The following is a 14,344-nucleotide window of genomic DNA, read 5'->3' on the forward strand; positions in this document are numbered from 1 at the left end:
AGCTATCACCCTTTATAAATCTCTTGGCATAAACCTCATGGCCCTTCTGCCTTTTCCTTTTGAACTTGCTTCTAATTTCACAATTTCATTTTTCCAATAAATAACCGATTTTCTTATTTCCGTTAAATTAGCTCTTGTTAATGACCTTGTACCGATACTATAACTTTGACCTGTAGTTACTGCTGATTCCGCAGAAAGCCAATCGTAATACATCTTTCTGGCAATTTCTAAATCGGTCATTCCTTCCATTATTGCACCCCTTTAGACACTGTTCTCCGTTTTCGTTTCTTACTCGTGCCTGTATTTCCGGCAGCATATTCTTTTTCCAAGTCAGGATTAATGATTTCTAAAGCAGCTGTATTATAAACTCTTAAATCCAATGGCTCATTTCGTGCTCTAACTTTCTTCCAAACTTGATACGGAACTCCTTGCTCATACCTTGTTACCAGTTTTTCAGCTGTTAGTCCTTTAAAGTAGTCTGCGTTATATCCTCTTCCTTTTGGAAAATGACAATAGTTAGGACCGAAGTCTTCCATCTGAAGACTGGACATCACTCTTGATTTACCTTCATTAACTCCTAAATGTACTAGCAAAGTTTTGGAAGGTTTCTGTCTACTTGTACCAGCAACTAAAGGATCATACTCGCCTTTTCCTGTCGATTTCCCTTTAATGGCATAAACCCTTCTGGCTTCTCTTTGCTTGGTAAACTTGTAAACTTCTTGAGTGTAGTGTCCACCACTATCCATACAGGTACACATAATTGCAAACTGTTTTCCGTTTGCCTTGCTCCAAGTTCTTGATAAAAAAGTATCTAGCTCGTTCCATATATCCTGTTGTTTCAAATCACCATAAATTACTTGATACTGGATTCCCCAGGATTCCTTCCCTTTTCCCCATCCAACCACTTCAATTTCAAAACGATCGTCTTGCGTGTCAACTGAAGCAGTTAGAATTTTCACATCGTCTGGAACTTCTACATCTTCCCCATAATCTTCAGCACGTTTCATTAAATCGTCGTCTTCGAGCTGCTGCCCTTCTTCCTCCCATGTTTCACCTAAACTCGTATTCACCCAAACTTTCATTGCTTCTGGACCTTTCTCCTTCGCTTTAAGAAAGTCATCCACAATTTCTTTCCATTTCCTCCACGGGCTTAATAATTCGTTTAAGTGAAAACCTCTGTAATTAGCCTCTGGTTCATTCGCAATCCAAAAACCGATTTGCCTTTTCCATTCATATTCTGAATGCATCGCTCCACATTCTTTACAAGCGTGTGTTATAGGGCTGCTTAAATCATTCTTATCAAACACAATTTGTGCCCAACTTAACGGCTGCAGTCCTTCACATGATGGACAAGGTAAGTGATAATATTCTTTCGTGCTAAATTCAAATTCAGCCTCAATTCGGGAACTGCCTTTATTTGTTGGAGTAGAAACAAAGACCTTTTTTCGGTTAAGAAAGTTATTCGTTCGCTTTTCAGCAAGAGATAGTGGATCTCCCTCTGCACCAGCAGAAACAGGAAAACGGTCCACTTCGTCCGCTAAGAATATTCGAATAGAACGACCAGCCAAATCACCAGGAGCATTTGCACCAACCAAAGCTATATAACCGCCAGGAAAAGACTTTTCTAACGTTGTGTTTCCACCATTCCTTGTTTTTACGTCTGCAACTTTTCCCCTTATAGCCGGAGTGTCTCTAATCATTGGAGCTAACCGTTGCTTAGAAAAGCTTTTTGCCAATTTTTCTGTAGGTTGCATAATTAAGATTGGGGATGGATCTTGATCTATATGATAACCCGTCATATTCAGAAGGAATTCTGTTTTCCCTACCTGTGCTGATGACATTATCACAACTTTTTCACAATCAGGATCACTAATGGAGTCCATAATCCCTCTTTGATAAGGTGCTCTGTCTGTTCTCCATTGTCCTGGTTCTGCAGATCCTTCACTTGATAATTTTCTGTATGCATCCGCCCATTGGCTAACTGTTAATTCTGGAGGAGGTTCTAATATGTCTGAAGCCAATTGTTGAAAGAGCGCTAGTGTCTTTTTATAATCTGAGCTGGTTGACACGGTGATCACTCATTTCGTCATCTTCGTCCTCGTCCTCTCCATTCAAGAACATCTTATCTTTACTAATTTCATAAAATACGCTCGGATCATAATCTTTTAATTCCGTTAGTAATTCAATAACAGAATTCTTCAGTAGATCTTTAATCACTTGAAGATCTTCGACCATAATTAATTGAGGAGCCATTTTGGATGGAAGAGAAAGTGTCTTTTGCCTAAAAGCTATAAGCATATCGTTCATAATTCTTTTCACATCTTCTGAACGATGTAGCTCTCCTTTTATAATTTGGACTTCTAATTGTGTCTTTTCTTTTTTTGCTCTTGTCCACAGTGCCATTTCTTCTTCTTTATCTATTTTAGAATCACTTGGTAAAGCTTTGGAAATTTGATATTCAATAAATTTATTAATGGATTGTGGCAAATCATAATAACCTCTGCTAAGACGAACCAAGGCTCCATCGTCCGCAAATTGTTGAATTCTTCGCTTAGATACACCTAGTATTTCGCTAATTTCTGCTGTTGTTACTACTTTTGCAATTTCACCTGATTCCTTACGTGGCAAGGCTTCTCTCCTCCTTCCAAAATTATTTCCCAAGATTTTCGAATGAGAAAACGAAATCGACTATTTTGGCCAGAAACTAGAACCGTTTTTGGCTCGTCAGCACCCGCTAAAGAACTCAGATGCCAGAAGAACCTAAGGTTTTTGTAAATTATTGGTAAAAATATGAAATGTGGCAAAAACACTGGTATATCAATGTTTGTCGGCACTTTTCAGTGCTAAATTGGTTGGTTCAGAATTTTACTTCTCACTTATAGGTGGCAAATGGATGACAGAATTTCTCCAATGCATCATATCTATGTAATTGTGTTGCATTCAAAAAAAGGGCGTGAGCCCTTGATAACACTGGTTAAAATAAAAAATTTATTTATTTACGCACAAACCCTAAAATTTTGTTGTATTAGCCGTTTTTCGAAGAAAAAAAGGACAAAGCGAAATGGATTTTATAAATTGGCTATGTTAATGGTTAAGGTTGATTTTTCGTGAGGTTGTTTTTGTTTGTGAAATGTTACACTTAAACTAATATGGCAGGTTAGTTTAAGTGTATTTATTCACAGACTAGAAGTATTACGAAACTTTATAAGAATGGGACAATCGCCGTCTCCACAATGGACAAGGAATCATATCTTTATAGTAGGTGATAAACCTCCTACTCATTAAAAACTTCCTTAAAGGTGTACCTTCCCTGGGTACATCTATTTTATTTTTTATTACAGGTTCTTATAAGTGTTTGTAAAAGAAACGAGCTATAAATGTACTGTAACAAAAGTAAGTCATATGAATATGATATATAGACATAATATCACCTGTCCCAATAAGATAGGTTTTAACGAAGACAATTGTAGGGATTGTCTTCGTTTTTTGCCTTTAGATACTTAAAACTAATAGCCCGTACCAATTATTTGAACTAGCATATAATATTTATGTAACTTCCCCTTTTATATTATTTACTTTTCTACCCTTCTTTCTAGAAGGGTTTTTTACCTAAATAGTTAAGGTGTACCTTTAAAGTACACCTTAGCTGGAGAGAGTTATGGCTATATGAATGGTATGTGGAAGAAAGAACGAAAAACATGTTAGTAAAAAATTTCAGAATATATAAAGGGTATTTAAGCTAGGGTTATTCCTTGGAAAACAAACTCCCACCAACTATTATTTCCTTCCCAAATTTCCTCATTAGGCAGCTCAATAGTACATACATTATTGATATTCCAGTCTACTTCTAGTAATTCCTTAACATGGGTATGGTTGACAACCAGGATAGAGAATTCATTTTTTACCATTCGAGAAAGTATATTTTCTAACTCCATTATATCTGTTGTGGTAGCGTTCGTTCTAATAAATAATAAACGTTGTGAGGTAGTAAGCATAGTCATAAACCGATTGATACGATTGAAATACTTTTCTTGAACCTGTGGTAGGCTTGGAAGATCTGTTAATGTATTAACATCTGTTTTAAAATCGTGATTAAAGGATACGTAATTTACGGAATCCACAACCAGGACATCCTCGGTAGATGCGTACTGTGGAATGACTAAATTACTCAGGTTTAAAAAATTAGCAAAGTTAGTATTTATTAATGCGTTTACATTTTTTAATTTTGGCGTTCCTACCCAATCAAAAGGACCTGCAATTAGTCTTAAGTTATATTTTCTTAATTTTAAAGCAGGAATACAATTCTCCCCTAGGCTAAATATAGCATTATATGGACCTTTAATTTCATCTAATTTCATTGAATCTTCCCCTTAACTAAAATATAAACATACATCTTTGTATAGTAGATGTATGTTATTAAAAAGGGCATGGACGTATGTTTAATTTGATAAAAAAAGGCATGACTATCTTCCGAATTTTTTTGTTATTAAGAAATACTAATTACTTGGACAAGAGCCGTGCTTTATTTTCTTATAAAGAATACTTTATTAATGTGGTGTGGAAGTCACAAAGTTTCTGTAAGGTCGGGGGACCAGTTTTCTTTCCAAACTTTCTTCTTTTAGCAGGGGTGTACCTTCAATAGGTGCACCCGTTTCAGCTTAAAAAGATTAAACAAAGTGTAAAAAACCTTACTCGGCTGAATAAGGTTTTTTACACTTTGTGATTAATGAAGGGTAATACATTATATGCAGCTATTTTATAATTTTCTACAGATTAAAAGCATGAAATGTGAATTTTACCGTTATAAAGTACCTTCTGGCCAAATTCAATAGAACATCATCCTTAAAATTAATATTCCATCAAAAAAACACCAACAATTTATTGAAATGTACAGGAGGATGTAGCCTTTTTACAGTAAATATTACTTAGATTAAATAAAGTTTAGAATAGCATAAATACTATAGGTAATATATGAGTAATTTGACTTGTATACACTAGGAATTTATAAATAAGGCTGAAATATACCTTTAACTAATAATATAATAATGAAACAGAAAAAAAGTTTTATGCAAAAGAAACTGAATCCATATCAGATGGAAAAGATTCGCTAAAATATATAATTCTACATTGAGACATAACAAAAGAATGTTAAAGTACAAGGAGTTCTATTCAAAATGAGAAAAGGTTTAAATGATTATCAATTATACGAAAATTTCAATGAACTTGCTGCAGACATTCTTGCCTTAGCAAAAAATATAATCCCGGGGGGATATTTCTTTCTAAGTGCTTTTACGGATAAAGAGCAGCACATTCTAAAAGTTGCTAAAAATAAGGAAAACATCCAAATTAATGAAGGATCACGAATTCCACTACAATCCGCAGTTTGTACTAGGATTAATTTTTCTAAAGGAAGTCCTTTGGTTTATACAGATATTGGTAAAGAAAATAGCTTAGGGGGATTAAAAAAAACTTATCAAGCAACCAATGTAAATGCTTATTTAGGAGTGCCTGTAATTCTAAGAAATGGAGAAGTTTTTGGGACGCTATGTGCAGTTCAAGAGAGAGCTACTACTTTTAATGGAGATAGCATCAAGTTAATTGAAAAATTAGCGAAAATGTTTTCGTACTATTTAGAGTTAGAAAGTATGGCTTATAGAGATCATTTAACTGGTTGTTATAACAGATACTCTTTAGAAAAGTTTTTTCAACTACACACAAGAGAGGAAGGGGTAGTTCTTTTTTTAGACTTAGATGGTTTTAAGAACATTAACGATAAGTTAGGACACGAAACAGGTGATTTTGTCTTAAAGGAAGTTTCACTAAGGATAGAAGAAGCAATTCGGAACAGCACATTAAGAGGAGCTGTATTTCGTTTAGGTGGAGATGAATTTGTAATTAATCTCATTGGTCCTATTAGTAAAGAAAGGATAGATGATATAGCCACTAATCTTATCCGTAGTTTATCATCTTGGGATTTCCATACGAATGATTTTTACTTATCAACAAGTATTGGTATAGCTCCTTATATAAAAGAGGACCATTCACTGACAGAGTTACTAAAAAAAGCAGATAATGCTTTGTATAGAGCAAAATCAAGTGGGAAAAATACATATCAATATTTTTGAGTTTTTTAGCATGTTGTTTTTTCAATTACATATGTTATCTATATGTAATAATAAAATTAATACGACTTGCTCAAAAAAAGTCCCTTTTTTAGGGGCTTTTTTTGATGGATAAAAAAACAGATATTTAGGACATATATACAAGACACAATAGTTGTTAGCTTCTGAGAATATGGGATGAGTTGCTGGTTGTAGCTCATTTTTATTTATGGAACTAATAGGGCAACATTCCTGTAATAAATGAAAACTGCTTATGGTAGAAACAGGGCAGTATAGTGAAATAGGAATGGGAAACTTGAGGGAAGAAAAAAATAAAACATCCATGAAACATGGATGTTTACTTAATCCTATAAAGGAGACATTTTTCTCTAACAAGGAATATTGATTTTGTATTAGGATCCAATATTTCTAATAACCCATTTTCATGATTAAAAAAACAAAAGTGTATTTTACTTTTGTATATAACTTTTTGTCCAAATGATATTTCACCATTTTGAAATTGCTTGTTAGTTGTTGGCATGTTTCTAATATGTCTGAGTCCTCCCTTCCAAGTATAAGGGAAGGTGACTAAGAAAAGTCTGAAAGGACCCCATATATAGTATGTTACTATATGATAAACATAACATGGGATATGCCCGTAAGTAAATCAAGTTGTACTTATCGATTGATAAGAATAGTTCTATACGATGGCATAATATTGGCAGCACTTCTGTAATAAAGAAAACTTTCTAGTGTAACAATCGAGGCAGGATAGTGTAAGAGGAGATAGACCACTGAAGACAATACGGTAGCTTAAAACATAAAAAGAAGCCATTTACGACTCCTTCGGTTTGTTTTTCAGATATTTAACTATGTCGAAAAACACTTTAAGTACGAATATGAGTATAACTACTCCAATAGCCCAAGTATCTGCATTAAAAATTAAGATACATAAGATAGTAAAAATAGCATAACAACCTATTTTAAAAACTAAATTCACGAGTTCGGATACAAACATAAATAAGTCACCCTTTAGAATTTTACTTTAAAGTTAATACGATAGAGAATCAAAAAAGTTTCAAAGGTCTCGTTATAGTCAACAGCTCATTAATTTAAGCTAATAACCATATAAATGGAGATCGAAAGTATTGGTATTTTAACAATAGTGTACAAATTCATTATATATAAACTGTTTATAGGATAAGTTTGTGAAGAAATGTACTTAAACAATAGGGGGCTTGAGTAAAAAAGTTACAAAAGTAAAATGAGCTTGGAGATACATTCTCCAGCTCATTTTACTTTTTTGTATTTAAAATCACCCTTCACCTTTAACATAGCCTATAAATTTAAATCCATCATCGTTTTGTCCAAGTAATCTTTCTCTAATCCGATGTAAATGTAAGTAGTTATTTCCTTATCATGATTAAATATCTTTTGAAGTGCAGCTATATTTCCATTTCTTTTATAATGCATATAACCGAAGGTTTTTCTCATGGTATGTGTTCCACAATTCTTTTTAAATCCACATGAGACAGCCGCTTCTTTAATAATCTTATAAGCTGTACTCCTATCTATTGCTCGTCCCTTTTTCTTTTTATCTTTCTTCCTACTCAAGAACAAATACTCATCATCGGGTTTCCCCTTTATGTAAGCTTTTAATGCTGACCTCAGTGATCTATTGATTGGTACTTCTTTTATTTTCTCTGTCTTCATTTCCACAATACTTATTTCTTCTCCTCTTACGTCTCCAACCTTTAGCTTTAAGATGTCACCTATACGCATGCCAGTGTTAATCCCTAACACGAATAGGACATAATCCCTTTCGTTTCTTTCTTTTAGAAATCCCTTCATATCCTCAATGATTTGCTTGTCTCTAATTGGATGAACCTTCTTCATGCTGTTTCCTCACCCTTTTCTTCATTAAGTATTTTGGCCACTTTCTTATTTGCTCTTGATATTAGAGATTGCACACTGCTTCTGGATATATTTAAAAACTTGGCTATTTCATATTGAGAATGTCCTTTACTCTTTAAAAGCAAGACTTCTAATTCTCTCTTGCTTAATGAAGCTGTAGCCTTATCTAAAATAATTCTTTCAGAAGGAGTAATCACATTTTCCTTTGGTTCTGTTTCCCATGTGAATTCAGGTTGTTTACTTCGGAAATATCTTTGCATACGTAATGGATCTACAGGCTTTGTATTTTGATAAACAGATCTTCTTTCAATTCCTCTGTTCGATCCTGGAGCATGTCCGTTTTTTAACCAAGAAAGAGCATACTCCAAATTTCCTTGAATTAATGAATAGGGAGCATCTTCTCCTTCCAGCTGCTGCCATCGCTCCTTAATTTCTGCTTTTCTTTTCTTTGATAGTCGAAAAGACTTTCCTGGCAATTTACTCTCTTTGATTATTTCTTTTAGTTGTTTTTTTTCATCTTTGAATTCCTTTCTTTGCTCTTTCACTAAAGAAAGCGTTTCTTGATATTGTTTAATTAATTCTTCATTGGACAATTCTCTGTATTCCCAATTCTCTACTAAGGACAATTCCACCTGATTTTCCCCCTTATTCCCAACAGAAAATATGCAGTTTTTTATACAGTCGTTTTGGGAAATACACACTAATCCCAAAGGGAAAATGGCTTTATATCAACAATGTATAAAGATTATTTCCCGTGTTTATTTCCTGTTTTTAAGAACCCTTATATATCAAGGGTTTTGATGATAGCTTGTTTACATAAGAAATGTTATCTAAAGCAAATTCCTTGTTTAACTGCATAGATATACTTTTTGAATTCAATCTGTTCCACGTATCCTTTTTGTTTCTTCTTCCATTAAATGTGAAGTGTATTTGCTTCTAGGATGAACAGTCGTTGGTCCAGTCCTTTTGTCTTGGCGGTATTTACTTACTCCCCATTTCAATTGGAAAATCATTTTTCGTTTTTGTTTTTGTATTTGGTTTCTTTGTTGCTTGCTCTTATGTAGCATTAGGCGGACAACTCCTTATGACAGCTTTTTCACTGTTAGTGATACTCTTGATAAATAAAAAAGGACACCGATAAGACAACAATTGAATGTTGTTTTACCAGTGTCCTCACGCTTTCGGTCTTGGACTTATTGAATTAATAATTTCGTACCAAACTTTACCTTTTATTGGTACTAACTTTACATTAAACTAGAAACATAGGTTAAATGAAAATGATTATATTAGTTCACTTTCCCTGAAGTGAATCCGACGGCTTTTCCCATCAACCGTTTCTATAATCGTTTCTCCATGACGTACAGCTTCACAGTAGGAAGCTGTACCCTTGTTACCGTCCAATACAAGAACTTTAACTTTCCCAGGTTCTATAATTTCTTGAATGGACATATCTGGATTAATAATAATTTCTTTAGTTCTTTTCACATTGAACACTCCATTTTTGGTATAATGATGGTAGGTTCAAACAACGTATGGTCGGGCACAAGCTCGGCTTTTTTTCTTTTTAGGAGATATGTTTGAGTAATATTCAATTGAAAGATATCATGATCTTCTTCACAAGAATTAGAGCAAAACAAATAATTCTTACCCTTTGCATCAAACGTTTTACCACAGCAGCTACATTGACTATATAGCATGGTTTATTCTCCGGAATAACTCATCAAGCGCTCGATGCCGATAGTCATTTGAATATCTAGCTAAATAGTAAAGCTGGCCTAAGGTTAATACAATCATATAATCTGTTCCACCGTCACTTTTCTAGCCTGTTTAATCTTTTCCCTAATATGCAATAGTTCCAATTCTGCAAGTGATCCTTCGTATAGTTGTCTACCATCTCCTAATTTAGTAACTTCAAAATATAACAACTCACTAATAACAAACTCTTTTCTTTCTTCTTTAATCAATTGACTTTCCAAAATAACAACTCCTAGCTTCTTAGATTTTTAATCTCTTCTTGCAAATCCAACAACAATACTTTTTCCTCTTCTATAGACATAGCAGCTTCTATATTTTGCGTGTTACCAAACCATTCAGGGATTTTTTCAGTCCTAACATGCTTTCGATTGTTACCACTTGTTCTTTGCTTAGTTTGCTGCTCCTTGTACTTTTGAATAAAAGCATCAGCTTGTTGTACCGAATAAATATTTTTATCTGCCCAGTTACGCAGGATACTTTCTACGTAAGCAAATGACTTAGCACCACGTTCAACTGCAATCTCCATTGCTTTTAGTACCAATTCAGTATTTAGATCACCACACCAATGCATAATCTTTTGTGATATATGACTGCCAATTGTTCCAAATCCATTTTGCTCATAAAAATTAAATGGGTTATCTTCAGGCTGGCTTTCTTTTTCTTCTTCAAAATTATCTGAAGTAATTTCTGTAGTAGTCTCTGAAGTAATCTCTGGTATTGCTCTTTCTTTTTCGCCCTTTCCAGATTCCTTTTCGACCTTTCTATTTTCTTTTACACCCTTTGAATTTTCTTTTTCACTTATCGTATTATCTTTAAGAAAATACGTATTTTCCTTTTCGCTAAATACTACTGGTAATGGATAACCTTCTAAGCTGTATCCTAAATTATATAAATCCAATTGTATTTTAAGGATATTAACACGGTATTGTAGTGTACGATCCATTTTTAATTTTGGATTTCGTCTTTCATCTAGCCAGCCATTAGCAACAAGTACTTTTAAATATTCTCTCATGGCTTTTGGCTTAACATTTATCATCGTCTCAACAGACAAATCTTCTGCTTTCTTATAAATCCAACCAGAACTTTCTAATATATTGACTGATAATTCTTCTATATTCTTAACATCATCAGAATACTTTTGTAATCTGGCCATTTCTTCTTTGATAAATACCTCTGCATCTTCTTTTCGTTCAGACCAATAAATCATTTGATTTAGAACAATAGCAAGCTTAAAATCTCCTGTAAGCTCAACTAGTTCTTCCTTTATAATTACCTTTTTTGTTTTGCTAGACACTATATCTGCTCCCCTCTCAATTTCCATATATAACCAAATCACCTATCAAAACTCGCATATATAAATTTGGATTTGCTGAGAATCTACCTGTACTGATATTTCTCTTTTCAAATCGTTGGCTTGGGCTTTTACTTCACTTATACTTAGACCGAAAAGTATCGCTTGATATATTTCTTGGAACGTTTCTTTTACTACAAAATCAACCTGATAAAGCATAATTCCCTCCCCTTTATTAAAATCGGTGCGCACCGTAATAGTTAGAAAGAACATTTATAGAATTATCCTTCTAGCCATTACGACAAGCCCGATAAGTACTTGTCAATCTGAACTTTTTATATGTTGGAGTGTTTGTAAAGTAAATTTTTTATGCAGTTCTTGATTTTTTGAATTTAGGACCATTCAGTTGTTGAAAATTTTTGCGTATTTCTTCAAAGATATCTCCATAAATTCGATATTTTTTAGATTCTTTCATCTGCTTAGAGTTACTCAAAAACTTCCCATATTTATGTAGAGATTGCGAAACTAGAATCATTTCCATCCCGTCTAATTCCACTGGGTTATTCTTTTGTAATATTTTATTAAAAGCAATATCAAATAACTTTTTATTCATACCTAGTAAAGTCGAGCGATTATAATTCATAGCTATTATTACCATTTCTTTTTGATCTTCAAAGAGAAAGATTGATTGTTTCATAATGTCCTCCTATTAACGTTCTGTAATCCATTGCAATAAAAACTGCTTAGCATTATCTGCAGGAAAATACCACTTGTTTCCGACTTTATATTTAGGGAATCTTGGATCAAAGAAAAATTCTTTTTGAATAGTATTCCAACACATGCAAGTTCTTCTTTTTAATTCATTGGCATCCCAATAAACTAGTTCAGCATCAACCTCTGATATTTTCTCTTTTAATTTCTCCATATACATTTGTTTAACTTCATTTTGATCAATTTGAATACTTAGCATTTTTTTCTCCCTCACTACTTATTAAATTTTCTAATCTTCATTGTTACATTCCAAGCACGAAAAATATCTTTCATAGAAAATCGGTACTCTTTACAAACACAAGCAACTAAATTAATCATGCTTGCTGCAGCATCTAAAACTTCCATAAGTACTTTTTTCATTTCTTCTCTTTCATCATCTGTTCGAACACTCGCTGGTTTTACCCAGCACACACTATTAAGCTGTTCCAATGCCTCAGTTGTTTCTTTTCTAACTAAGTAATGCATACTAGCAGGATGCCGATCTATGTAATCACCGTCAAGGTATGGAATACTAACTACACCACTAGCTGCTTCCCAAGTTTCAAAATAAAACTGTGGATCATCTACAGATAGTGTTACTTCCGGATAAAGTTCTTTAGGTAATTTTCTGGCGCCTGTTTCATATTTGGCAATCGCTTCTCGGCTGTAATTTACATCGGCTGCTAAATCTTCCTGCGTCATGCCTTGGCGTTTTCTTGCTTTCGATAATAAGTCGCCAATTGCCATCTCATTTCCCCCTATTAAATTTTTAAAATCATGCTTTAAAATGTCTTTAAAAGTCATTAGCAGCAACTTGGTTGAGAATAATACTATTAATATTTCTTCTTTTTGGTTAATTTCTAGGAATTCTGGTTTTTGAAAAAAAATTATAATTTTGTCACATTATTTATTTAGAATTGTGACTAAGAAAATATTAGAATTATTGAATATAACAAACCCAAACCCAACATTTTGTTGTGATATTAATCAAAAAAAATTTCATTAGCATCTTTCTTAAATAGTTCTGAAATAGCGAGTGCAATATTTAAACTGGGTGTCCTTACTCCCTGTTCTATCATTCCGTAGTAACTCTCTGTTATTTTAATTCCATGCATCTTCTCTAGTAAGAATACAACTTCTTTTTGAACTAAGTCTTTTTCTTTACGAAGATTTATTAATATATTTCTTTTCTTATTCATATTTACCCTCCCAACTTCTTGTTGTCTTTATAATAACCCAACATTTTGTTGAGTGTCAATATATAGCACAATTTTTTGTTGTTTGTTTAAAAAAAGTTTTTATACCCAACTCATAGTTGTATAATTAATTAATAATGAAACATTGGAAGGACTGTTTTAATGGCTAGTTTAAAAGAAAGATTAAAAGAACTAAGAAAAATACATAAACTGACCCAATCTAATGTTGCAGAATTCTTAGGTATTTCAGAAAGTGCATATGGCTACTACGAACAGGGTAGAAACGAACCATCTTTAGCATCTTTAAAAATCCTTGCGGATAAATACAATGTAAATACATCTTATCTATTAGGTGAAACAGATTTTCCTTCTAAAGATATAGCTAAGGTTATCCTAGCAGGAGAAGAAATTACTTTAACTGCTGAAGAATATAAAGTATTTGAAGAATTAAAGAGACACCCTATCCTCTTTCACGATTTAGCGAAAGATCCTAAGAAGAAAATAAAAGAACTGATTAAACTTCAAAAAGCAAGAAATATATTATTTGCTGACGATGAAGAGGAAAATGAAGAAAACGGATTTGGAGAATTAGAAGATTAGCACGATCTTAAGATTAATGATCGTGTTACTTTTTAACCTAAACATAGTAATAACTGACTATTAAATTAACTTTTTATGGACAATCGTTCTTATATAAGAATATTTAGTTCATCATAACAATTTAACAACATGTGATTATGAGGTAATGAAAATGCATATTTCAGAGAAAAAAATAGATGATTGGGAGCAACGGGCAAACAAGGTCCTTTCACATTTTAGTTATCAACATACAGATGAAATTGATTTATATGATATCTGTTGGAGATATGGCATTGTTATTAAGCCCCTTGATCAGAACTATTTAGCAGACACCGAAGAATATACCTCTATTAAACATTTAAAATCATTTTCTATTCCAAAGAAAAGTGGTCGTCGTGGCACAATCTACATTGTCCCCCACTTAGATCCAATTGAAAAAAGAATGCTGTTAGCAGAAGAATTTTGCCATATCTACTCCCATTACTCTTCTCAGCTAATGTCGGACAATCTAACATTAGATAAGCAAGAAAGCCAGGCAAAGAGAATGGCAGCATATCTACTCATGCCCCACCGCTTCCTAAAAGACATCTATAGAACTGCAGTCAATGAACCAGTATTAATAAGCGATATTGCCGATTACTTTCTTGTGACAGAAGAATTTGCACACTATCGATTGTCATTGATTTATAACCATAAGGTGGATGGGTTTGTACAAATTCGTGAAAGATTGTGGAGTTTAGAAATGTTGAATTAAAATC

Annotated in this window: 18 protein-coding genes; 3 read left to right on the forward strand and 15 right to left on the reverse strand. The window is 33.2% G+C overall.

The genetic code is table 11. From position 1 onward, the window contains the following. Positions 1-12: 12 nt before the first annotated feature. From CEQ21_RS24475 to CEQ21_RS24490, 4 genes are all read right to left on the reverse strand, one after another. Positions 13-249, reverse strand: a complete 237-nt coding sequence (locus CEQ21_RS24475; RefSeq protein WP_185766793.1) for a DUF6148 family protein — start codon at positions 247-249, stop codon at positions 13-15. After that, complete coding sequence (locus CEQ21_RS24480; RefSeq protein WP_185766794.1) at positions 249-2,069, reverse strand: phage terminase large subunit family protein; 1,821 nt, start codon at positions 2,067-2,069, stop codon at positions 249-251. Before CEQ21_RS24480 ends, CEQ21_RS24475 begins: the two co-directional genes overlap by 1 nt. Then, complete coding sequence (locus tag CEQ21_RS24485; RefSeq protein WP_185766795.1) at positions 2,047-2,628, reverse strand: type IV toxin-antitoxin system AbiEi family antitoxin domain-containing protein; 582 nt, start codon at positions 2,626-2,628, stop codon at positions 2,047-2,049. The genes CEQ21_RS24480 and CEQ21_RS24485 overlap by 23 nt, the downstream gene beginning before the upstream one ends. A 1,106-nt stretch (positions 2,629-3,734) precedes the next feature. Continuing rightward, positions 3,735-4,358 carry a DUF1796 family putative cysteine peptidase gene (locus CEQ21_RS24490; RefSeq protein ID WP_185766796.1) on the reverse strand — a complete coding sequence of 208 codons (624 nt, stop codon included), beginning with the start codon at positions 4,356-4,358 and terminating at the stop codon, positions 3,735-3,737. A gap of 816 nt (positions 4,359-5,174) precedes the next feature. On the opposite strand from CEQ21_RS24490, the gene CEQ21_RS24495 reads away from it, so the two are divergent. Beyond that, positions 5,175-6,125 (forward strand): sensor domain-containing diguanylate cyclase, encoded by a 951-nt coding sequence (locus CEQ21_RS24495; protein WP_185766797.1) that lies wholly within the window; start codon positions 5,175-5,177, stop codon positions 6,123-6,125. 1,314 nt (positions 6,126-7,439) lie between these two features. Here the strand turns inward: CEQ21_RS24495 and CEQ21_RS24500 are convergent. The 11 genes from CEQ21_RS24500 to CEQ21_RS24550 form a co-directional block, all read right to left on the reverse strand. Then, entirely contained in the window at positions 7,440-7,997 is a 558-nt protein-coding gene (locus CEQ21_RS24500; protein WP_185766798.1) for a tyrosine-type recombinase/integrase, read from the reverse strand. After that, positions 7,994-8,647, reverse strand: a complete 654-nt coding sequence (locus CEQ21_RS24505) for a sigma factor-like helix-turn-helix DNA-binding protein (protein ID WP_185766799.1) — start codon at positions 8,645-8,647, stop codon at positions 7,994-7,996. The genes CEQ21_RS24500 and CEQ21_RS24505 overlap by 4 nt, the downstream gene beginning before the upstream one ends. Before the next feature lie 243 nt (positions 8,648-8,890). Then, entirely contained in the window at positions 8,891-9,082 is a 192-nt protein-coding gene (locus CEQ21_RS24510) for a hypothetical protein (protein WP_185766800.1), read from the reverse strand. Positions 9,083-9,296: 214 nt separating this feature from the next. Then, positions 9,297-9,500 carry an XtrA/YqaO family protein gene (locus CEQ21_RS24515; protein ID WP_185766801.1) on the reverse strand — a complete coding sequence of 68 codons (204 nt, stop codon included), beginning with the start codon at positions 9,498-9,500 and terminating at the stop codon, positions 9,297-9,299. A 305-nt stretch (positions 9,501-9,805) separates the two neighbouring features. After that, positions 9,806-9,991, reverse strand: a complete 186-nt coding sequence (fbpA, locus tag CEQ21_RS24520) for a Fur-regulated basic protein FbpA (RefSeq protein ID WP_185766802.1) — start codon at positions 9,989-9,991, stop codon at positions 9,806-9,808. Between the two features lie 11 nt (positions 9,992-10,002). Then, on the reverse strand, positions 10,003-11,064 hold the full coding sequence (locus tag CEQ21_RS24525) for a DnaD domain-containing protein (RefSeq protein WP_185766803.1): 1,062 nt from the start codon (positions 11,062-11,064) through the stop codon (positions 10,003-10,005). 45 nt (positions 11,065-11,109) lie between these two features. Continuing rightward, positions 11,110-11,280 carry a hypothetical protein gene (locus CEQ21_RS24530; RefSeq protein WP_185766804.1) on the reverse strand — a complete coding sequence of 57 codons (171 nt, stop codon included), beginning with the start codon at positions 11,278-11,280 and terminating at the stop codon, positions 11,110-11,112. A 148-nt stretch (positions 11,281-11,428) separates the two neighbouring features. Continuing rightward, complete coding sequence (locus CEQ21_RS24535; protein ID WP_185766805.1) at positions 11,429-11,758, reverse strand: hypothetical protein; 330 nt, start codon at positions 11,756-11,758, stop codon at positions 11,429-11,431. Positions 11,759-11,770: 12 nt separating this feature from the next. Further along, positions 11,771-12,031, reverse strand: a complete 261-nt coding sequence (locus CEQ21_RS24540) for a group-specific protein (RefSeq protein WP_185766806.1) — start codon at positions 12,029-12,031, stop codon at positions 11,771-11,773. Between the two features lie 14 nt (positions 12,032-12,045). Further along, positions 12,046-12,558 carry a helix-turn-helix domain-containing protein gene (locus tag CEQ21_RS24545; protein WP_185766807.1) on the reverse strand — a complete coding sequence of 171 codons (513 nt, stop codon included), beginning with the start codon at positions 12,556-12,558 and terminating at the stop codon, positions 12,046-12,048. A 236-nt stretch (positions 12,559-12,794) separates the two neighbouring features. Continuing rightward, a complete protein-coding gene (locus tag CEQ21_RS24550) occupies positions 12,795-13,010 on the reverse strand; it encodes a helix-turn-helix transcriptional regulator (protein ID WP_185766808.1) in 216 nt (71 codons plus the stop codon). Positions 13,011-13,169: 159 nt separating this feature from the next. Here CEQ21_RS24550 and CEQ21_RS24555 point away from each other — a divergent pair, with 159 nt between their 5' ends. Further along, a complete protein-coding gene (locus CEQ21_RS24555; protein ID WP_185766809.1) occupies positions 13,170-13,607 on the forward strand; it encodes a helix-turn-helix domain-containing protein in 438 nt (145 codons plus the stop codon). 151 nt (positions 13,608-13,758) lie between these two features. Beyond that, positions 13,759-14,340, forward strand: a complete 582-nt coding sequence (locus CEQ21_RS24560) for an ImmA/IrrE family metallo-endopeptidase (protein WP_185766810.1) — start codon at positions 13,759-13,761, stop codon at positions 14,338-14,340. Positions 14,341-14,344 lie beyond the last annotated feature (4 nt).

It is taken from the genome of Niallia circulans, assembly GCF_007273535.1.
In the GTDB taxonomy this organism is placed as follows: Bacteria; Bacillota; Bacilli; order Bacillales; family Cytobacillaceae; genus Niallia; species Niallia circulans_B.

Excerpts from the sequence above, each read along its gene's own strand:
- CEQ21_RS24475 (WP_185766793.1), bottom strand. The coding sequence starts at position 249 with ATGGAAGGAATGACCGATTTAGAAATTGCCAGAAAGATGTATTACGAT.
- CEQ21_RS24490 (WP_185766796.1), bottom strand. The coding sequence starts at position 4,358 with ATGAAATTAGATGAAATTAAAGGTCCATATAATGCTATATTTAGCCTA.
- CEQ21_RS24495 (WP_185766797.1), top strand. The coding sequence starts at position 5,175 with ATGAGAAAAGGTTTAAATGATTATCAATTATACGAAAATTTCAATGAA.
- CEQ21_RS24500 (WP_185766798.1), bottom strand. The coding sequence starts at position 7,997 with ATGAAGAAGGTTCATCCAATTAGAGACAAGCAAATCATTGAGGATATG.
- CEQ21_RS24510 (WP_185766800.1), bottom strand. The coding sequence starts at position 9,082 with ATGCTACATAAGAGCAAGCAACAAAGAAACCAAATACAAAAACAAAAA.
- CEQ21_RS24530 (WP_185766804.1), bottom strand. The coding sequence starts at position 11,280 with ATGCTTTATCAGGTTGATTTTGTAGTAAAAGAAACGTTCCAAGAAATA.
- CEQ21_RS24535 (WP_185766805.1), bottom strand. The coding sequence starts at position 11,758 with ATGAAACAATCAATCTTTCTCTTTGAAGATCAAAAAGAAATGGTAATA.
- CEQ21_RS24540 (WP_185766806.1), bottom strand. The coding sequence starts at position 12,031 with ATGCTAAGTATTCAAATTGATCAAAATGAAGTTAAACAAATGTATATG.
- CEQ21_RS24545 (WP_185766807.1), bottom strand. The coding sequence starts at position 12,558 with ATGGCAATTGGCGACTTATTATCGAAAGCAAGAAAACGCCAAGGCATG.
- CEQ21_RS24550 (WP_185766808.1), bottom strand. The coding sequence starts at position 13,010 with ATGAATAAGAAAAGAAATATATTAATAAATCTTCGTAAAGAAAAAGAC.
- CEQ21_RS24555 (WP_185766809.1), top strand. The coding sequence starts at position 13,170 with ATGGCTAGTTTAAAAGAAAGATTAAAAGAACTAAGAAAAATACATAAA.
- CEQ21_RS24560 (WP_185766810.1), top strand. The coding sequence starts at position 13,759 with ATGCATATTTCAGAGAAAAAAATAGATGATTGGGAGCAACGGGCAAAC.